Genomic DNA, 20,213 nt, shown 5'->3' on the forward strand with positions numbered 1-20,213 from the left:
CGAGCGCTGCGGCCGGGCGCCCGGGTTCCTCCACTCGGGAGTGCCCCGGCGCCCGGCCCCTGCCTAGTTCGCCAAATCGTCGACGGTGGCCGCTTCGTTCCTGGACAGGTTGATGCCCAGATTGGCCGCCGCCCGCTCCAGATCCTCGTCGTCGCCGTCGCGCATTTCGATCGCGGCACCGTCGGAGGACAGCACCTCGACATTGAGGCACAGCGACTGGAGTTCCTTGAGCAGCACCTTGAACGATTCCGGAATGCCCGGCTCCGGAATGTTCTCGCCCTTCACGATCGCCTCGTACACCTTCACACGGCCGACCACGTCATCGGACTTGATGGTCAGCAGCTCCTGCAGCGTGTAAGCGGCGCCGTAGGCCTGCATCGCCCAGCATTCCATTTCACCGAAGCGCTGGCCGCCGAACTGGGCCTTACCGCCGAGCGGCTGCTGGGTGATCATCGAGTACGGGCCGGTCGAACGCGCGTGGATCTTGTCGTCGACCAGATGGTGCAGCTTCAGGATGTACATGTAGCCGACCGCCACCGGATACGGGAACGGCTCACCGGAACGTCCGTCGAACAGGATCGCCTTGCCGTTCTCGTCGACCATCCGCTCGCCGTCGCGGTTGGGCAGGGTCGAACCGAGCAGACCGCTCAGCTCCTCTTCCTGTGCACCGTCGAACACCGGGGTGGCGATATTGGAGTCGGCGGGTGCGCCGAGCATCTCCTCCGGCAGCGACTGCGCCCAATCAGGGCGGGTGCCATCGGCGACGTCGACCTGCCAGCCTGCCTTGCCGATCCAGCCCAGATGGGTTTCCAGGATCTGGCCGATGTTCATACGGCGCGGCACACCGTGGGTGTTCAGGATGATGTCGACCGGGGTGCCGTCCGGCAGGAACGGCATGTCCTCGGTCGGCAGGATCTTGCCGATGACACCCTTGTTGCCGTGGCGGCCGGCCAGCTTGTCGCCGTCCTGGATCTTGCGCTTCTGCGCCACATACACCCGGACCAGCTCGTTGACGCCCGGGGGGAGCTCGTCGTCTTCGCGGGAGAACACCCGGATGCCGATGACCTTGCCGGACTCGCCGTGCGGCACCTTCAGCGAGGTGTCGCGGACCTCGCGGGCCTTCTCACCGAAGATGGCGCGCAACAGCCGCTCCTCCGGGGTCAGCTCGGTCTCGCCCTTCGGGGTGACCTTGCCGACCAGGATGTCGCCGTCGCGCACCTCGGCGCCGATGCGCACGATGCCACGCTCGTCCAGATCGGCGAGCACCTCGTCGGAGACGTTCGGGATGTCCCGGGTGATCTCCTCGGCGCCCAGCTTGGTGTCGCGGGCGTCGATCTCGTGCTCTTCGATGTGGATCGAGGTGAGGACGTCGTCTTCCACGAGGCGCTGCGACAGGATGATCGCGTCCTCGTAGTTGTGGCCTTCCCACGGCATGATCGCCACGAGCAGGTTCTTGCCGAGCGCCATCTCACCATTCTCGGTGCAGGGGCCGTCGGCGAGGACCTGACCGGCCTCGACCCGCTGCCCCTCGTCCACGATGGGCCGCTGGTTGGCGCAGGTGCCCTGGTTGGAGCGGGCGAACTTGCGCATCCGATAGCTGCGGCGGGTGCCGTCATCGGCCATCACGGTGACGTAATCGGCGGAGACCTCCTCGACCACGCCCGTCTTCTCGTTCACCACGACGTCGCCCGCGTCCACCGCGGCGCGCAGCTCCATACCGGTGCCGACGATCGGCGCCTCGGAACGGATCAGCGGCACGGCCTGACGCTGCATATTGGCGCCCATCAGGGCACGGTTGGCGTCGTCGTGCTCGAGGAACGGGATCATGGCGGTCGCGACCGACACCATCTGGCGCGGCGAAACGTCCATGTAGTCGACTTCGGTGGCGTCGACGTACTCCATCTCCTCGTTACCGCGGCGGCACAGCACCCGGTCGTCGGCGAAGTAGCCATCGGCTTTGACCGGCGAGTTGGCCTGGGCCCGGACGTGCCGGTCCTCTTCGTCGGCGGTGAGGTAGACGACCTCGTCGGTGACCCGGCCCTCGACCACCTTGCGGTAGGGAGTTTCGATGAAGCCGAACGGGTTGACCCGCGCATACACCGACAGCGAACCGATCAGGCCGATGTTCGGGCCTTCCGGGGTCTCGATCGGGCACATGCGGCCGTAGTGCGAGGAGTGCACGTCGCGGACCTCGAGGCCGGCGCGCTCACGGGACAGACCGCCGGGGCCGAGCGCCGACAGGCGGCGCTTGTGGGTCAGGCCCGACAGCGGGTTGTTCTGGTCCATGAACTGCGACAGCTGCGAGGTTCCGAAGAACTCCTTGATCGCGGCCACGACGGGGCGGATGTTGATCAGGGTCTGCGGCGTGATCGCCTCGACGTCCTGGGTGGTCATCCGCTCGCGCACGACCCGTTCCATCCGCGACAGGCCGACCCGGATCTGGTTCTGGATCAGCTCGCCGACGGTACGCAGGCGGCGGTTGCCGAAGTGGTCGATATCGTCGACCTCGACCGGTACCTCGACCCCGCCGGGCGCGGTCATCTCCTGGTCGCCCGCGTGCAGGCGCACCAGGTACTCGATGGTGGCGACGATGTCGTCCTTGGTGAGCACCGAGCTGGTGATGGGTTCGCCCGGGTTGAGGCCGAGCTTCTTGTTGATCTTGTAGCGGCCGACGCGCGCCAGGTCGTAGCGCTTCTCCTTGAAGAACAGGTTCTCCAGCAGGGTCTGCGCGGACTCCTTGGTCGGCGGCTCACCCGGACGCAGCTTGCGGTAGATGTCCAGCAGCGCCTCGTCCTGGCCTGCGGTGTTGTCCTTCTCGAGGGTGGACATCATGATCTCGGAGAAGCCGAAGCGCTCCACGATCTGCTCGGTGCTCCAGCCCAGCGCCTTGAGCAGCACGGTGACCGGCTGACGGCGCTTGCGGTCGATGCGGACACCGACGGTGTCGCGCTTGTCCACATCGAATTCCAGCCAGGCGCCGCGGCTCGGGATGACCCGCACGCTGTGCAGATCCTTTTCGGTGCTCTTGTCGACGGAATGGTCGAAGTACACACCGGGCGAGCGCACCAGCTGCGAGACGACGACGCGTTCGGTGCCGTTGATGATGAAGGTGCCCTTGTCGGTCATCATCGGGAAATCACCCATGAAGACCGTCTGGCTCTTGATCTCGCCGGTGTTGTTGTTGATGAACTCCGCGGTGACGAACAGCGGCGCCGCGTAGGTCATGTCCTTGTCTTTGCACTCGTCGATGGAGGCCTTGACCTCTTCGAAGCGCGGATCGGAGAAGGACAGGGACATCGATCCGGAGAAATCCTCGATCGGCGAGAGCTCCTCCAGCACTTCCTCTAGCCCGCCGACCAGCCCGACATCACCGCGCGCAGCGGCCCGTTCGCGCCAATCCGGCGCGCCGATCAGCCAGGCGAAGGATTCCGTTTGTAGATCGAGAAGACCCGGCACCTCCAGCGGCTCCCGGATCTTCGCGAAAGACACCCGCATAGGGGCTCCGGGGATACCCCCCGCAACTCCCAGCTTCGAATTGGCGCTTGTCTGGGTGGAGACTGCCAAGATGCGTCCTTCCAGCACCTAACGCGTGTCGCGTGGTGGTCCGCGACCGTCGCTTGCCTGCTACGTTGTTGTTGTTGTTGAGATTCTCGCTGGTCACAACCCGAACGAACCCGAACAGGCAACAACGAAAGCAACACCAGAAGGGTGGCACTTACGAGTGCGAATTGAGGTATGGACAGGAGGCAGCCAGCGCAACGTCCAAACCTACACCTACCTACATGGAGGTGTCAAAGTACCACTCGGACGAACTCTCGCCCGGCTGGCGCGCCGGTCGGTATCGCCGACCGCGCCGGGCCCGGTGCCGCGGGTGGCAGTTCGCCGGTGGGATGTTTGTTTCGTCGTTTCGCTATCGTCGTTTCCGGTACTCACCACTGGGACAGCTGCTGCTGGCTAGCGCTGTTGTAAATAGCGTGACTTGTCCGGCGAAACTCGTCAAGTGGCCACTCCTACCTGGCCCTCCCCGCGAGATCGACTGCCCCCGTGCAGGATCACCGGCAGGGCACCGATCACCGGTCGATGATATCGGCGGCGAGCCAGCGCCCCTCCACCTTCTGCATCTGCAGCACTACCGGTCCCGCCGCGCTCTGCTGGGCGACTCCGTCTTTTGTGGCGCTCACCACCAGATTCACCAGCACCTCTGCGCGGTCTTCGGTGAGCAAAGTCACCCCGATCGGGTCAGCGGCGGCGTCGGCGCTGGTCTGTGCCTGTTCGATCGCAGAAACGGTGGTCGCGGCGAAGGTATCCAGCTCCTCGCGCATCTTTCCCGTCACCACCTCACGAACGGCCGCCTCGTACCCGTCGATGTCCTCGACTTTGTACCCGTAGATGGTGCGTAGCGTGTGCTCGGCAGCGGCCCGCACCTCCTCGGTGGCGGCGCTGTCGACGAAGGCGGCGTTATCGTCTGCGACCCCCGGATGCTGGGCAGCCAGCACCGCGAACCCGGTCAGCAGCAGCGCAGTGAGGAACGCGGCGAGCGGCCGGGACCACCGTCGCGCCCGTCTCGCTGTCCGAGTCCGCCGCGGCAACCGCAGCTGCCTCCGGGCAGCACTGTGCTCGCCCCGCGGCAGCGGCCGCGATGAACCGCGAGGCGGTCTCGAACCCGCAGGCCGGGGACGAGCCGGGGCCTGCACACCTGCGGCGGCGCGCCGACTGGAACGGATGAGCCCCGAGTCTCCGGCCACCCGAGGCCGCCGGTTTCCCGGACGCCGGGTCGGCGAGACGCGGTTGACGGTGCGACGGTTCACCATGGCTGTCCCTCCGGGTTCGTGGCTCCCGATAGCAGCTGAACCGCTGCATGGGCATCCGGTCGTGCCCCCTCCGACACCGCATCCGTCCCAGAGCCATCACCGGCGGCCGGGGGAGCAGGGACCGCGCGCGGAGTAAGCGACGGGGTATCCGCGGATGGAGCGGCGGGTAGTGCGGCCGGAGCTGCGGGGGGAGCGTCCGCGGTGGTGGGCGGCACCGCCGGAGCGGCCGGGGCCGCGGGCGGTGCAGCTGGCGCGGGGGCAGGTGTTCGGGCTTCGGTGTTGCCACTGCTCAGCGGGACCGGTTGACCGAGTGACGACACCTGTTCGGCCTTCCAGGTATCGCCTTCCTTGGCCATATCGAGGGCCCAGGTGTAGCGGAAGGCGTTACCCGGCTTGTCCGGCTGGTCCGGCTCGGTCTCGTCCACCCGCAGCACCACCAGCACCGAGGCCTTGTCCAGTTCGGAGTTCAGCGAGGTCACGGATGCGCCCAGTACCTGCGAGCGCATCCGCACCCCGGCTTCGGTGGCCATCTGCTCGGCCTGCTGCTGATGCTCGGTCGCCGATTCCAGGATCGCGCCGGTCATCGACGACCTGGCCAGCGCGAGGGACCCCGCGACGTCGGCGGTGTCCATCGACGTCATATTGATCGCGGCCTGCTGCGCGGCGTCCAGTGCCGCGTCCCTGGCCGCGGCCCGCGGTCCGTCGGTGAAGTACGCGGCCCGCACCCAACCTGCCCCGAACCACACCGCCGCAGCGAGCGACGCGACAACAGTCACCGCCGAGAGCATGGTGACCACCACCAGCGGACCTGACCGTAACTGCTGCGCCGGGTGCGCCGTTTCTCGCCGTCTACGCAGCATCTTGCGCAGAAACGGGCTGTTGGCCGCAGCAGCCTGCTGCGTCAGGCCGGCGTCGGGGCCGTCACCAGGGGCCACATAGCCGGAGGTCACACTGTCGCCGGAGGCCCCCGCGCTGCCTGCTCTCCCGGGTGATGCGGGTGAGGCGACTTGGCGTCCCTTCGCCGCGCTGGATCCCCCCCGATCCGTGGGGAGCGGCCCAACGGGGCCGACGAGCTCTGCGGGATCACCAGAGTCGAGATTCACTACGCAGCACCTCACCTATGGTCAGCGTTTCGGGGTGACGCCGAGGAGGGCAGCTATTTCCTCGGCGATCGGGTTCAGGTTGAGCTTGTCCGGGTCGGTTTTGGGGTTGTCGTCCCATGGCTGGACGATTTCCGGGTCGGCGAGGTCGGCGCGCGCGCCGCCGCGCACCGCGGTCGGGTTGCCGAACGGCACGGTGCATGCGGCCTCGGTGTTGAACGGGAACTCGTCGCGAGTGTCGTCGAAGTCCGGGTCGCGGGCTTTCATCTCGTCGAGAATTCGCTGGGTGCCCTCGTAGCCAAGGGTGCAGGCGGGCGGGTTGTTCGTTTCAAGGACGAGGCCGAAATGGCTGGTCCCGTCGCCGGGGGCGGTCGCCGAGGCGCCGATGGACAGCTGCGGCAGCATCTGCAGCAACGGTTCAACCGCGTAGTACTGGGGTGAGACGGCCAGCAGCAGGGCGCGCAGATTGGTCAGGTCGGCGGTGAGCGCGGGGCCGCTTTCGTCCAGTAACGCACTGATCTGCTGTCCTGCGTCGGTACCGGTTCCGATGAGTCTGCGCACCGCGGGGTCGCTATCGCGCAACTGCGCGGTCAGTTTTTCCAGCCCATCACTGAACCGGCGGATTTCGGTGGATTGCTGGGCTTGGGTGTCGAGCACGATCCGGCCGTCGCGGATCAACTGGATCGTCTCCGGCAGAGTGTGGTGGAAAGTGTCGGTGAATGTGCGCAGCGAATCGATCAGCCCGTGCAGTTCACCGCCTTTGCCATCCAACGCGGTTGCCAGCTCGGTGATCGTGGTGTGCAGGGCTGGCAGGTCGACGGTGGCCGCCAGGGCATCGACGCTGCCGAGCAACTGCTCCACCGGGACCGGGGTGGTCACGGTGTCGATGATCGAACCGTCGTGTAGGAACGGCCCCTCGGTGGTATCGGGTTGCAGATCGACGTACTGTTCGCCGATCGCCGAACGGTTGGCCACCACCGCGTGCGCGGATGCGGGAATCGGCGGCGAACTCGAATCGATGACCAGCTCCATCAGCACCCCGGCGTCGGTGAGATGAAGAGCGCCGACCCGGCCGACCGGGACACCGCGATAGGTGACCTCGGAGCCGTCATAGGCGCCGCCGGTCTGCTCGGCGCGCACGTACACCTCGTATTTGCCGAACCCGAGCATCTGATCGAACCGGATATAACGCCCACCCACGTACACGACGCCGAGCACGGCGACGATCAGGAACGCGATGAGCTGATACCGCACCAGACGGGTCATCGCGGCCCACCGCCGATCCCCATCTGCTCCAGGATCTGGGCGGCTCGCGGCCGCGCATCGGCGGTCTGTCCTGGTTCCGGCAGCGCCACCAGGCCCGGTGGCAGCGGCGGCAGCAGCGACAGCGATACCGTCGGCCAGCCCGGCCGTGGGCCGTTGCCGTTGTAGTACGGGTTGGTCGGGTTCACGTTCACCGGCGGGCCGACCGGCGGAATATAGACCGGGTCGGGTTTCCCGACGCCGAGGTTGCTCAACGCGACGCCGATCTGCAGATCCACCGACAGGAAGGTGTTGACTTGCCCGCCGAAGGTTCCCGCCAGGGTCGAATCGGGGAACGGGTAGGTCGGGATCAAGGGGAGCGCGGTCACCAGATCCGGTGCGGCGCGGCCGAGTTCCTGCAGGGTCGGGCGGAGCGCGCGCAGATCGGTGATGAGGTCGTCTTTGGCGGTGTTGATCACATCGAAGCCGACCCGACCCAGCCGGTCCAGCTGCTCGAGCAGTGTAATCAGCTGCGGGCGTTGTTCTTCCAGGATCCGGATGCCCTCGGGCAGTTCGTCGAGGATCTGCTCGAGCTGCCCGGTCTGGGCGGCAACGCGGTTACTGAGCGTTTCCAATCCGTCGAGCGTGCGGGTGATATCGGCGACCTGCTCGTTCAGGCCGGTGATCACGCTTTCGGCGTTCTCCAGCAGCGCCCGCACCCGACCCTCGCGCCCGTCGAGTGCGGTGGACAGCTCTGCGACGATGGGCTGCAGCTGTGCCACACCACCGCCGTTGAGCAGTAGCGATAGCGCGCCGAGCACCTGCTCGACCTCGGTGGCGTGCCGGGTACGGCCCAGGGGGATCACCGCGCCGTCACTCAGCCGGGGCCCGCCGCGGCCGACGGTGCCGTTTTCGGGTGCGGACAGTTCGATGAACTTCTCCCCGAGCAGATTCGATTGGCGCACCTCGGCCCGCGCATCGGCAGGCAGCTCGACCGAGGCGTTCACCAGCGTCGACACAGTCGCGGTCCAGCCGTCCGCGCCGAGCGAGATCTCCTCGACCCGGCCCACCGGCACCCCGTCGACCGTCACCGCCGACTGCGGCACCAGATCCAGTACATCGTCGAACTGGATATCGATATGCATCGGGTGGTCACCGAGGTCGGCGCCGCCGGGCAGCGGAATGCTGTAGATACCGTCCGCGCAGGAGGTGAGCAGCAGACCGGCGCATACCGCGGCGCCTGCGCGGGCGAATGTGCTCACTCGCCGGAGGCGGCTCATCGCGCACCTCCCTGCGGGTTCATCGCGCACCTTCCTGTGACGGCGGCAGCCGATGCGACGGTGTCCCGGGCACCGTTCCCGGCACGGGGTAACGCTGTTGGTTCTCGGCGCTGAGGATGCCGAACGGCAGGATCAACGACGAGCTTTGTACGGCCGCGGTGAGCTGGCCGGTGAGCTGCTCGCACCGCTGGAGCAGGGGCCGCGCCTGCCTCCCCAGCGCCTCGAATTCGGGGTCGCCCGGCCTGAGCTTGCCCAGGTCGAGCAGTTTGCACAGGGCGCCGAACGGATCCTGCAGGTCGGGAAAGTTGGCGCGCATATCCAGGGTGCCGGATTCGGCGTTGTGGATGTTGATCAGATTGCTCAACGCCACCGGTATCACCGGCAGCGCTTCGGCGAGGTCGTCGCGCTGGCCTGCCAGCGTCTGGGTGAGGGTGATCAGACGTTCCGCGTTGCCCGCGACGAGCGCGCGGTTGTCGTCGATGAACCTGGCGACATCGCCGAGCGCAAGCGACAGCAGTTCCAGCGCGTCACCCAGATTACGGCGCTCACCGGCGAGAAACGCGGCCAGATCGGCGAGCTGGATATTGAACTGGCGCACGTTCTGGTCGTTGCGGGCGAGCATGCTGACGAACACCTGCAGATGTTCGACGGTGGCGAAAATATCGCCGCGGGTATCGGACAGGGTCCGCGCCGCCCGAGACAGTTGGGTCAGGCTGTCCGCCAGTGCACGCCCGTTACCGGACACATTCGCCGCTGTGGTTTGCACCAGTTCGGTCAGCGCGCCGTCGGCGTTGGCTCCTTCCGGGCCGAGTGCTGAGGAAAGTTCGGTAATGCTGCGGTAGAGCTGGTCGATCTCGACCGGGGTCGCGGTCCGGTGGCGTTCGATGGTGGCGGTGCGTCCCATCTTCGGGCCGCCGCGATACACGGGGGTGAGCTGTATATAGCGGTCCGAAACCACCGCCGGGGAAATCTGTACGGCCTTGGCTTCGGCGGGAATGTCGTACGAACGGTCCACACTCATCACGATTTTCACCTGCGCGCCGATCGGTTCCACCGAATTCACCGACCCCACCGGCACCCCGAGGATCCGCACATCCGATCCCTCGTAGATGCCGACAGCGCGCTCGAAGTAGGCGGTGATCGTCGTCGTGTTCCACCGGTTGAACAGCCACCAGGTGCCGACGGCGAGCACCAGCACCACCACTACTGCCACCGCGAGCGCCGCCTGCGTCGCACGCCTGGTCGCCATCAGTTGCCTCCCAGTGTGCGCACCGGCGGCCGGTAGCCGGGAACCTCCGGCAGTCCCGGCGGAGTGATATTGACGATGACGGCGTCGAACCAACGCCCGGTGCCGAGCACATTCGCATACAGGCCGTAGAAAGGCGCGGCCAGTTCGAGGGTTCTGGAAATGTTGCGCTGGTTGGCGTTGAGCACATCGATCGCCGCCATCAGATTGGTCAACGCCGGGCCGATCTGCTGTTCGTTGTCGGCCACCAGCGCCCGCAGTTCGTTCGACAGGGTTTTGGCGCCGGACAGCAGCTGCGATATCGCCTGCTGCCGGATATTGAGTTCGGCCAGCAAGCGCCCGCCCGAGGCGAGCAGTCGTTCGAATTCGCTGTTGCGGTCGGCAAGTATCTGCGTGGTCTGTTCGGTCGCGGCGAATAGTTTGCGCAGTTGTTCATCGCGGGTGGCGACTGTCTCCGACAGACGTTTCACACCATCGATGGCACTGCGGATATGCGGGGGTGAGGTGGCGAACGCATCCGACAGCGCCCGCATCGAGGCCGCGAGCTGATCGGTATCGATATCGTCCAGCGTGCGCGCGGTGTCGCTGAACACGTCTATGACGTCATAGGGAGCCACGGTGCGGTCCAACGGGATCCGGACACTCGGGTCGGCGGGCCGCGAACCCTGCGGGTCCAGCGCCAGATACTTCTGGCCGAGCAGGGTTTTGATCTGGATGGATGCGGTAGTGCGGTCCCCGATCCAGGTGTCCCTGGTGCGGAATTCGACCACCACCCGGTCACCGTCGAGCGACACCCCCGACACCGAACCGACCTTCACACCCGCGACCCGCACCTCGTCGCCCCGGTCCAGTCCGGCCGCCTCGGAGAATTCGGCCTGGTATTCGACCCCCGCACCGATGATCGGCAACCGGTCGAGGAAGAACGCCGACAACGTCACCAGCACCACCATGCCCACGCCGAGCGCGCCGAGGAACCTGGGACTGCGCCCGCCGAACAGTGCGCGATCGTCCATCAGCGGCCTCCCGTACCGCGGCAGCGGGGCGCGGCGTTGGTGTACAGCGGCTGATTGACTGTCGGCAGGCCGACCGGCAGATTCAGTTGCGGTGCCTCCGGCGCGCCCGGACCGGCGACGATATCCAGACCGCACAAATAGAACTGGAACCAGGAGCCGTAGCTGCCTGCCCGGCCGAGTTTCTCCATTTTCACCGGCAGGTTCGCCAGTGCCTGGTTCACCTCGTCGCGGCGCTCGTCGATGGTGCCGGTCAGCTCGCGCAATCCTGCGATCGCGCCGGGCAGCGAAGGCCGGGCAGGCACGAGCAGTTCGGAGGTGGCGGTGGTCAGATCGGCCAGCGAGGCGACCGAGCGGCCGATGGTGTCGCGTTCAGCGGCCAGCCCGTCGACCAGCGCCGCTGTGTTGATCAGCAACTGGTCGAGCTGGTCCTCGCGAGTGTTGACGGTGTCGAGCACCTCGGTCAGCTCGTCGATGAGCGCACCGATCACCGCGTCCTTGTCGGCGACCTTATTGGTCAAGTTCGCGGTGCTGGCCACCAGATCGGCGATGGTGCCCTGTTCGCCCTGGAAAACCTGGGCGATCTGATAAGTCAGCTTGTTCACGTCCTCGGCGGACAGGGTGCTCAGCAGCGGGCGGAAACCGTTGAACAGGGTGGTCAGATTCAACGCAGGCCGGGTGCGTTCCAGCGGAATCGTGCTGCCGGGCTCCAGTTTCTGCTCCTGATCCCCTGGCCCGCGTTCCAGCGCGATATACCGTTGCCCGACCAGGTTGCGGTAGCGGATGGTGGCGGTCGTGCCCGCGGGCAGCCAGTCGCGGTCGGTGAGTTCGAACTCCACCTCGGCCAGCCGCCGGTCCACGATCGCGATACCGGTGACCTTGCCTACCCGGACACCGGCGATCCGTATCTCGTCGCCTTCGTTCAATGCGGTGACATCGGTGAACCGCGCCCGGAACGACGGCCCGCCGCCGGTGTAGTTCGCGATCGACAATCCGAGCATCACGGTGGCGAACAGGGTCACCGCGACGAAAATCGCTAGTTTGGTCAGCGGCCCGCCCAGCCCGCGCAGACCGCGCAGGCCGCGTGGACCTCCGATTTTCTTCCGCACCGCGGCGGTCATCGCATACTCACCTCGCTCCCCCGGAACGCGGGTGCGGCCACTCGGGTCAACCAGCCGGGAACCTGCTGCGGTGCGACCCCGTTGGCGGCGCCGTAGATCGCGCCGAGCGTATGCCGTTCCAGCGGCGACCCGGGCAGGGCCGGCGTCTTACCCGCGGGGAACACCCCGAACTGCGGTACCGGCAGCTGCGGTATCTGCTGCTGGCCCGGGTACCGGCTCGGCGGCTGATACGAGCCGTCGTTGTTCGGCCCACCCACGTACTGGCCTGGGTCGACACCGAGGGGGAACTCCGGGATACAGGAGGGGCCGCGGGTGTCCAGCCAGCGTGGTTCGTCCTGGTTGGGCAGATATCGGCCGCGGGTATTGGTCAGCTCGATGGTCACCCGCGACCCAGGACGGTCGGTGCCCATCCCCATGATCTGGTCGATCCGCGGCCGGATCTGCGCGAAGTTGCGCAAAACGCACGCATAGGTCGGCGAATAAGTGGCCAGCAGTTCCAGCGCCGGACGGGCGTCGGCGGCCACATCAATGATGTTGTCCCGGTTGACCAACAGAAAATCGGCGGTCGTGGTGGAGGTCGGGGTCAATGTCGCCAGCAGCACGTCGATATCGGTGCGCCGCTGCACGATCGTGGCGTTGGTGGTGCGCAGCTGATCCAGAGCGTTGACCAATTGCGGGGCCGCGTCCGAGTAGGTGGCCGCAACCTCGGCGAAGCTGCGCAGCCCGGCTTGCAGATCCGGCAGCACACTGTTGGTTTCGGCGAGAATCTCGTCCAGTTTGTCGAGCGTTTCCCCCAGCGCCTTCCCTTGACCGGACAGCGCCTGCGACAGCGCGCCCAAGGTGGTCGCGAGATCCTGCGGCGGAATGGCCTGCAGCAGCGGCAGCAGATCGTCGAGAAGTTGGCTCACTTCGACGGCGTTACCGCTACTGTCCTGATGCAGGGTCACCCCGTCGGAAATGTGCTGCGCGGCCTGGGCTTCGGGGATCATCAGCGCCACATAGCGCTCCCCGAACAGGGTTTTCGGCAGCAGTCGCGCGGTGGTGTTCACCGGGATCTGTCCGGCCATCGCCGGATTGATCGCTAAATGCAGGACGACCTTCCCGTCCGCGGTATCGGTGGAACGCACTTCGCCGACGCGCACACCGCGCGCTTTGACATCGGCATTGCGGGTGAGCGAGTTACCGACGCTGTCGGTGATCAGATCCACCTCGACCGAACGCACGAACTGTTTGTTGTAGATCGCGATCGTCGTCCACAAGAACATCGCGACCACCACGAAGAAGGCGATGCCGAGCAACCGCACCCGCAGGGTCGCGGTCGCGCGCCACATCCGCAGCCGGTCACCTTTCATCCGGCCACCCGCACCGTTGTCGTCGTGCCCCAGATGGCCAGGCTCAAAAAGAAATCGAGCACGTTCACCAGCACGATCGCCGCCCGCACCGCCCGCCCCACGGCCACGCCGACCCCGGCCGGACCACCGGTGGCATGAAAACCGTAGTAGCAGTGGACCAGGATGATCACGAGGGCGAACACCAGGACCTTGAGGAACGAATACAGCACGTCCTCCGGGGGGAGGAACAGCCCGAAATAGTGGTCGTAGGAACCGCTGGACTGGCCGTTGAAATAGATGCTCACCAGCCGGGAAGCGATGAATGTGCCCAGCAGTCCGACCACGTAGAGCGGGACAACGGCAAGGAACCCGGCAATAACCCGGGAGGTGACCAGGAACGGGACCCCCGGCACCGCCATCACCTCGAGCGCGTCGATCTCCTCGGAGATGCGCATCGCACCGAGCTGGGCGGTGAACCCGCAGCCCACCGTCGCCGATAAGGCCAACGCGGCGACCAGCGGCGCGATCTCACGGGTGTTGATATAGGCGGTGAGGAAACCGGTCAACACCGAGCTGCCCAGTGCGTCGAGCGCCTTGAATCCCTGCAATCCGACCACAACACCCACCGAGCCGGACATGAAGACGATCACGCCGATCGTCCCGCCGATCACCGCCAGCGCGCCGCTGCCGAACGTCACCTCCGCCAGCAGCCGCATGATCTCCTTGCGGTAATGCAGCGTGGTACGCGGAATCCAGGCGACGGTGCGGGTGTAGAACGACATCTGCTCGCCGGCGCGGTCGATGACATGCAACGGCGCGCGCAGCACAGCCCCAGCCCGGCGGGCCGTACTGGAAAGGACGGGAACGCGGTAGCCCGACGCCACCGGTCAGGAGCCCTTGGCCGGAACAACCTGCAGATAGACCAGGGTAAGGATCAGGTTGACGAAAAAAAGCACCAGGAACGTGATCACCACTGATTGGTTCACCGCGTCACCGACTCCTTTCGGTCCCCCGCTGGGATGCAGCCCCTTGTACGCGGCGATAACGCCGGCGAGCAGGCCGAAAACAGCTGCTTTGATTTCTCCGATCCACAGGTCTGGCAGCTGCGCGAGCGCCGAGAACGACGCCAGATAAGCACCCGGCGTCCCGCCTTGCAGCAGCACGTTGAAGAAATATCCACCCGCGATGCCGACCACCGACACCAGCCCGTTCAGCAGTAGCGCCACCAGCATCATGCCGAGCACGCGCGGCACCACCAGTCGCTGCACCGGGTCGACGCCGAGCACCTCCATCGCGTCGATCTCCTCGCGGATGGTGCGCGACCCCAGATCAGCGGCCACCGCGGAACCGGCCGCGCCCGCGATGATCAGCGCCGTCACCACAGGCGCCGCCTGTTGTACGGTGGCCAGCACGCTGGTCGCGCCGGTGAACGATTCGGCGCCCAGCTGTTTGATCAGCGACCCGGTTTGCAGCGCGACGACCGCACCGAACGGAATAGCGACCAAAGCGCTGGGCAGAATCGAAACACTGGCGATGAACCAGGATTGTTCGATGAATTCCCGCCACTGAAACGGTCGGGACAGCGTCTTGCGCACCACATCGAGCAGCAGCGCGAAGATATTGCCTGCCTGAGCAAACCCGGTATCGACCGGATTCCGTAAACGCGCCAGGGCGGTGTTCACGGACGCAGATGTTACCTGCGATTACCCCTGCGGTGTGTTCTGGCGCACAGTCGTGTCGTCGCCGCCCGGGTAGTTGCTCAGCTGGCTCGTGCTGTAGGACATCACCTGGGTGTCGTCGTTTTCGGCCAGCGATTCGCGGATCGCGACCTGCGCGGCGTGCGGCAGGGTGTGCATGATCTCGCGGACGCGTTCTTTGCGGCGATGCACCGCCTGGCGCACCGGCATACCGGGGGTGGCCTTCATCTGCGGAATGATGCCCTCGACCTCTTCGGCGCCGCCGTGGTGATGGCCCGCGTCGACCATCGCCTGCTCGCGCGCCATCTGCGCCTCGTCCTTTTCTTCGGACATACCGATCGGCCCGATCATGCGGCCGTTGAGGAACTGTTTGACCACCGGCTCCTCGCTGGTCAGCAGCACCTCACGCGGGCCGAACATGACCAACTGGCGGCGGAACAGCATGCCGATATTGTCCGGCACGGTACGGGCCAGGTTGATGTTGTGCGTGACGATCAGGATCGTGGCGTCGATCTGGGCGTTGATATCGATCAGCAGCTGGCTCAGGTAGGAGGTGCGGACCGGGTCGAGACCCGAGTCGGGCTCGTCGACCAGGATGATCTGCGGGTCGAGCACCAGCGCACGGGCCAGGCCGGCACGTTTGCGCATACCGCCGGAGATTTCGCCGGGCAGTTTGCCCTCGGCCCCGAGCAGACCGGTCAGCTCCAGCTTCTCCATGACGATCTTGCGGATCTCCGACTCCGGCTTCTTCGTGTGCTCACGCAACGGGAAGGCGACATTGTCGAAGAGGTTCATCGAGCCGAACAGCGCACCGTCCTGGAACAGGACGCCGAAGAGCTTGCGGATTTCGTAGAGCTCCTTGTTGGAGCAGGTGGTGATATCGGTGTCACCGATGTAGATCGAGCCGCGCTCGGGGCGTAGCAGACCGATCAGCGATTTCAGGAACACCGATTTACCCGTACCCGAGGGGCCGAGCAGCGCACTGACTTCACCTGCGGGCAGGGTGATGGAAACGTCCTGCCAAATCCGTTGTGAACCGAACGATTTGGTTACACTCTCGGTCCTGACCTCGACGCCCACGCCAACCTCCACATTTCTCAGCGAGCCGCCCACCCGCGATTCCACACACTTTCGATTCGCGGTGCGTCACGTCACAGTGGGTTGGGCCACTGTAACGCATGTGTCCGGTACAGCACACCCCGGACCTGACCGGGCAGTAACCAGGAAGGCCTTTCGAGAAAATCCTGCGACAGCCGTGCATCGCAGGTGAACACAGTAAAACGGGCGGCCCCGAATGGGACCGCCCGTTCCGGTTCACCGGTCGAATTACTTGACCGTAACCTTGGCGCCTGCGCCTTCCAGCTTTTCCTTGGCGGCGTCGGCGGCTTCCTTGGCAACCTTCTCCAGGATCGGCTTCGGGGCACCCTCGACCAGGTCCTTGGCTTCCTTCAGACCCAGACCGGAGACGATCTCGCGGACCACCTTGATGACCTGGATCTTCTTGTCGCCCGCGCCCTCGAGGATGACGTCGAACTCGTCCTGCTCCTCAGCGGCGGCCTCGGGAGCGGCACCCGGAGCAGCGGCGACGGCGGCGACCGGAGCAGCCGCGGTGACCTCGAACTTCTCCTCGAACTTCTTCACGAAGTCCGAGAGCTCCAGCAGGGTCATGTTGCCGAAGGTCTCGAGCAGTTCGTCGACGTTGGCCATAATCGTGTCCTTTCGATAGTTGATGTCTGTGCGGGCGGGCCTGCGGCCGTCCCGCGGAGGGGTTTGCGGTGGTTACTCCGCGGCGGCGTCGCTGCCTTCGGCCTGCTTCTTCTCCTGCAGCGCGGCGGCCAGGCGGGCCACCTGCGAGGCGGGAGCGTTGAACAGACCGGCAGCCTTGGCCATATTGCCCTTCAGGGCGCCCGCCAGCTTGGCCAGCAACACCTCGCGGGACTCCAGGTCGGCGATCTTCTCGACCTCGGCCACGGACAGCGCGTTGCCGTCCATGTAGCCGCCCTTGATGACGAGCGCCTTGTGGTCCTTGGCGAAGGTCTTCAGCGCCTTCGCCGCGTTGACCGGTTCGCCCTCGATGAAGGCGATCGCGGTCGGCCCGACGAACAGGTCGTCCAGACCTTCCACACCGGCCTCGGCAGCAGCGCGCTTGACCAAGGTGTTCTTGGCGACGGAGTACGTGGCCTCGGTGCCGAGCGCGCGGCGCAGTTCGGTCAGAGCACCGACGGACAGGCCACGGTATTCCGTGATCACGGTGGCCGTCGAGTTCCGGAACTGTTCAGCGATCTCCGCAACCGCGGTGACCTTCTCGGGTTTCGCCATACTTCGCCTCCTCTCTGATGGTCGGTTCGTCTGTGCACTACCGATCAGAGGACGGCGAAACAACAAACGCCCCGAACGCAGAGCGTTCCGGGGCGCAACAGGAAATATCGAACCACGAAATCGTAGCCGACTCCCAGCCTCGGCTCTCCCTGCGTGGGCCGCCGGCACTCTCGCCGGACCTTCGACCGATCCCATACGGAATCAGCGACCAACGGTCTTCGGTAGAACGGATTGGGTAGCGATCGAACATGTCGATAACTGCCGTTAAGAGTACCTGGACATGCCACCATCTGGCAAAACGGGGTATCGAAGCCAGGCGGCGCCCGCCAGATCCTCCTCTTGGGAGGCCGGATATGCCGAGCGGCGGGAGCGTGCAATGACGCTCCCGCTGCTCGGCGGTGTTCGGGGTCTCGCTTACGCGTCCTCGTCCAGGAGGTTGCGGGTGCGGTTCGGGTCCACCGGGATGCCCGGTCCGGTGTTCGTCGAAACCGTCACCTTCTTGACGTAGCGGCCCTTGGCGGTAGACGGCTTGGCACGCAGGATCTCCTCCAGCGCGGCGCCGTAGTTCTCCACCAGCTTGGTGTCGTCGAAGGACGCCTTGCCGATCACGAAGTGCAGGTTGGCCTGCTTGTCCACGCGGAAGTTGATCTTGCCGCCCTTGATGTCGGCGACCGCCTTGGTGACATCGGTGGTGACCGTGCCGGTCTTCGGGTTCGGCATCAGGCCACGCGGGCCGAGGACACGCGCGATACGGCCGACCTTGGCCATCTGGTCCGGAGTGGCGATCGCGGCATCGAAATCGAGCCAGCCGCCCTGGATACGCTCGATCAGGTCCTCCGCGCCCACGGCGTCGGCACCAGCGGCTTCGGCCTCGGCCGCCTTCTGACCGGCCGCGAACACGATGACTCGGGCGGTTTTACCGGTGCCGTGCGGCAGGTTGACCGTGCCGCGCACCATCTGATCGGCCTTACGGGGATCCACACCCAGGCGGACGGCGACCTCGACGGTCGCGTCGGTCTTGGTGGTGGCGGTCTCCTTGGCCAGCCGAGCGGCGGCGAGCGGGGAGTAGAGCGTGCTGCGATCGACCTTCTCGGCCGCGGCGAGGTATGCCTTGCTTCGTTTTGCCATGTTCAGTCTGTCCTTGGGTAGTCTGGTTCAGCTGTGGTAACCGGGCCTGGCCGGCCCTCCCACCTGCACGCCGGGACTCAGCCCTCGATGGTGATGCCCATCGAGCGCGCGGTGCCCGCAATGATCTTGGCGGCCTGATCGATATCGTTGGCGTTCAGATCTTCCTGCTTGGTCTTGGCGATCTCACGCACCTGGTCCATGGTCACCTTCGCGACCTTGTTGCGGTGCGGTTCGGGGGAGCCCTTCTGCACACCGGCAGCCTTGAGCAGCAGCTTGGCGGCAGGCGGCGTCTTCAGTTTGAAGTCGAAGGACCGGTCCTCGTACACCGAGATCTCGACCGGGACGACGTTGCCGCGCTGCGACTCGGTCGCGGCGTTGTACGCCTTGCAGAACTCCATGATGTTGACGCCGTGCTGGCCGAGCGCCGGACCCACCGGAGGGGCGGGGTTGGCTTGGCCTGCCTGGATCTGAAGCTTGATGATCCCGGCGAGCTTCTTCTTCTTGGGGGGCATCTTTCTTCCTAAGTTTTTCTGGTGTGTGCGTGTTCCTTGCTGATTGCAAGACCGGACCCGGAACATCCCGGGCAGGGCGATACCGCCGCTTAAATCTTCGCGACCTGGGTGAACGCGAGCTCGACCGGGGTTTCGCGGCCGAAGATCGACACCAGCACCTTGAGCTTCTGCTGTTCGGCGTTGACCTCGGAGATGCTGGCAGGCAGGGTCGCGAACGGACCGTCCATCACGGTCACCGATTCGCCGACCTCGAAGTCGACCTCGATCGCGGGCTTGGCGGTGGTTTCGGCGGCCGTCTCGGGCGCGGCAGCGGCCGCGGCGGCCGGGGCCTTCTTCTGCTGCGCGGCCGGGACCAGGAACTTCACCACGTCGTTGAGAGACAGCGGGGACGGGCGCGAAGTCGCGCCGACGAACCCGGTAACGCCGGGGGTGTTGCGCACCGCACCCCACGACTCGTCGTTGAGATCCATCCTGACCAGGATGTAGCCCGGCAGCACCTTGCGGTTGACGTTCTTGCGCTGGCCGTTCTTGATCTCGGTGACCTCTTCGGTGGGCACCTCCACCTGGAAGATGTAGTCCTCGAGGTCCAGGTTCTGCACGCGCGTTTCGAGGTTGGCCTTGACCTTGTTCTCGTAACCCGCATACGAGTGGATGACATACCACTCACCCGGGGCGCGCCGCAGCGCGGCCTTCATCTCCTCGACCGGATCGGCGGGCGCCTCGTCAACGGGGGCGGGTGCCTCGGCAGCGGGCTCGGATTCGTCGACAGCCACCGACTCGGCGTCGGCCGTCGGCTCCTCGACGGACGCGGCGGCCTGCTCGGCCGTCGTATCGTCGACCGGGAACTCGTCGTGTGTGTCGTTCTCCGGGGTGCTCACTGGGGCACTCGCTTCCTGTGTCGTCACATACATCCTCTGCGTGCCGGGCCGACGCGGCGTACCACGCTCCTGGCGACCGGCGTCGGCTCGTTGGCTAGCCGAACAGCCAGCTGACACCCTTGATGAACGCCAGGTCCAACCCGCTGATGAACGCGACCATGAAGACCACGAACACCAGAACAACGCTCGTATAGGTGATCATCTGCTTCCGGTTGGGCCAGATCACCTTCCGCAGTTCCGCGATCACCTCACGCAGGAACTTGATCAGCCGCTTGAACGGATTGCGTGACCGTTCACGCCCAGCCCGGCCGGAGGTCGTGGATGCCTTGCGCATGGGCCGGTCGATCGTGGCGACAGCGCCGGTTTCCGCGTCCGACGAGCCTGCCCGGCCCCGCCGGGCGGACCGCTTACCGCTCGGCCGCTGCGCAGCGGCAGTGCCATCGCCGTCGTCGGCCGCATGCGCGCCGTGGCGAGTGGTATCCCGCTCGTCGCTCACGCCGCCTCCTCGCTTCGCTCGGAGCCGCCGTGCGCGATGCGC

At 65.9% G+C, this 20,213-nt stretch carries 18 protein-coding genes; all 18 read right to left on the reverse strand.

Going from position 1 to position 20,213, the window contains the following annotated elements:
• Positions 1–63: 63 nt before the first annotated feature.
• The 18 genes from rpoB to secE all read right to left on the reverse strand — a co-directional run bounded on the left by rpoB (position 64) and on the right by secE (position 20,171).
• Positions 64–3,582, reverse strand: a complete 3,519-nt coding sequence (rpoB, locus tag B0T44_RS11250) for a DNA-directed RNA polymerase subunit beta (RefSeq protein ID WP_081511949.1) — start codon at positions 3,580–3,582, stop codon at positions 64–66.
• A 488-nt stretch (positions 3,583–4,070) separates the two neighbouring features.
• A complete protein-coding gene (locus B0T44_RS11255; protein ID WP_245839247.1) occupies positions 4,071–4,589 on the reverse strand; it encodes a hypothetical protein in 519 nt (172 codons plus the stop codon).
• A gap of 215 nt (positions 4,590–4,804) precedes the next feature.
• A complete protein-coding gene (locus B0T44_RS11260; RefSeq protein WP_077119396.1) occupies positions 4,805–5,761 on the reverse strand; it encodes a hypothetical protein in 957 nt (318 codons plus the stop codon).
• Positions 5,762–5,935: 174 nt separating this feature from the next.
• Positions 5,936–7,177, reverse strand: a complete 1,242-nt coding sequence (locus B0T44_RS11265) for an MCE family protein (protein WP_077119398.1) — start codon at positions 7,175–7,177, stop codon at positions 5,936–5,938.
• Positions 7,174–8,433: an MCE family protein gene (locus B0T44_RS11270; RefSeq protein WP_077119400.1), complete on the reverse strand. Its 1,260-nt coding sequence runs from the start codon at positions 8,431–8,433 to the stop codon at positions 7,174–7,176. The genes B0T44_RS11265 and B0T44_RS11270 overlap by 4 nt, the downstream gene beginning before the upstream one ends.
• A 19-nt stretch (positions 8,434–8,452) precedes the next feature.
• Positions 8,453–9,682, reverse strand: coding sequence for an MCE family protein (locus tag B0T44_RS11275; RefSeq protein ID WP_077119402.1), 1,230 nt, complete (start codon positions 9,680–9,682; stop codon positions 8,453–8,455).
• Complete coding sequence (locus B0T44_RS11280) at positions 9,682–10,692, reverse strand: MCE family protein (RefSeq protein WP_077119403.1); 1,011 nt, start codon at positions 10,690–10,692, stop codon at positions 9,682–9,684. Before B0T44_RS11280 ends, B0T44_RS11275 begins: the two co-directional genes overlap by 1 nt.
• The gene (locus B0T44_RS11285) at positions 10,692–11,759 is read right to left on the reverse strand and encodes an MCE family protein (RefSeq protein WP_077119538.1); all 1,068 of its coding nucleotides are present in this window, start codon (positions 11,757–11,759) and stop codon (positions 10,692–10,694) included. The genes B0T44_RS11280 and B0T44_RS11285 overlap by 1 nt, the downstream gene beginning before the upstream one ends.
• A gap of 47 nt (positions 11,760–11,806) precedes the next feature.
• Positions 11,807–13,141 (reverse strand): MCE family protein, encoded by a 1,335-nt coding sequence (locus B0T44_RS11290; RefSeq protein WP_077119540.1) that lies wholly within the window; start codon positions 13,139–13,141, stop codon positions 11,807–11,809.
• Positions 13,142–13,158: 17 nt separating this feature from the next.
• Positions 13,159–13,965, reverse strand: a complete 807-nt coding sequence (locus tag B0T44_RS11295) for an MlaE family ABC transporter permease (RefSeq protein WP_245839262.1) — start codon at positions 13,963–13,965, stop codon at positions 13,159–13,161.
• A gap of 63 nt (positions 13,966–14,028) precedes the next feature.
• Positions 14,029–14,823: an MlaE family ABC transporter permease gene (locus B0T44_RS11300; RefSeq protein ID WP_077119407.1), complete on the reverse strand. Its 795-nt coding sequence runs from the start codon at positions 14,821–14,823 to the stop codon at positions 14,029–14,031.
• Between the two features lie 21 nt (positions 14,824–14,844).
• Positions 14,845–15,918, reverse strand: a complete 1,074-nt coding sequence (locus B0T44_RS11305) for an ABC transporter ATP-binding protein (protein WP_175648090.1) — start codon at positions 15,916–15,918, stop codon at positions 14,845–14,847.
• A 246-nt stretch (positions 15,919–16,164) separates the two neighbouring features.
• Positions 16,165–16,545, reverse strand: coding sequence for a 50S ribosomal protein L7/L12 (gene rplL, locus B0T44_RS11310; RefSeq protein ID WP_077119409.1), 381 nt, complete (start codon positions 16,543–16,545; stop codon positions 16,165–16,167).
• Between the two features lie 72 nt (positions 16,546–16,617).
• Complete coding sequence (gene rplJ / locus B0T44_RS11315) at positions 16,618–17,157, reverse strand: 50S ribosomal protein L10 (protein WP_077119411.1); 540 nt, start codon at positions 17,155–17,157, stop codon at positions 16,618–16,620.
• A 414-nt stretch (positions 17,158–17,571) separates the two neighbouring features.
• A complete protein-coding gene (gene rplA / locus B0T44_RS11320; protein WP_077119413.1) occupies positions 17,572–18,285 on the reverse strand; it encodes a 50S ribosomal protein L1 in 714 nt (237 codons plus the stop codon).
• 77 nt (positions 18,286–18,362) lie between these two features.
• On the reverse strand, positions 18,363–18,797 hold the full coding sequence (gene rplK, locus B0T44_RS11325) for a 50S ribosomal protein L11 (RefSeq protein ID WP_077119415.1): 435 nt from the start codon (positions 18,795–18,797) through the stop codon (positions 18,363–18,365).
• An 89-nt stretch (positions 18,798–18,886) separates the two neighbouring features.
• Positions 18,887–19,675: a transcription termination/antitermination protein NusG gene (nusG, locus tag B0T44_RS11330; RefSeq protein ID WP_077119417.1), complete on the reverse strand. Its 789-nt coding sequence runs from the start codon at positions 19,673–19,675 to the stop codon at positions 18,887–18,889.
• 94 nt (positions 19,676–19,769) lie between these two features.
• Positions 19,770–20,171: a preprotein translocase subunit SecE gene (gene secE / locus B0T44_RS11335; RefSeq protein ID WP_077119419.1), complete on the reverse strand. Its 402-nt coding sequence runs from the start codon at positions 20,169–20,171 to the stop codon at positions 19,770–19,772.
• Positions 20,172–20,213 lie beyond the last annotated feature (42 nt).

Origin of the sequence: Nocardia donostiensis (assembly GCF_002081715.1) — a bacterium.
Lineage (GTDB): Bacteria > Actinomycetota > Actinomycetes > Mycobacteriales > Mycobacteriaceae > Nocardia > Nocardia donostiensis.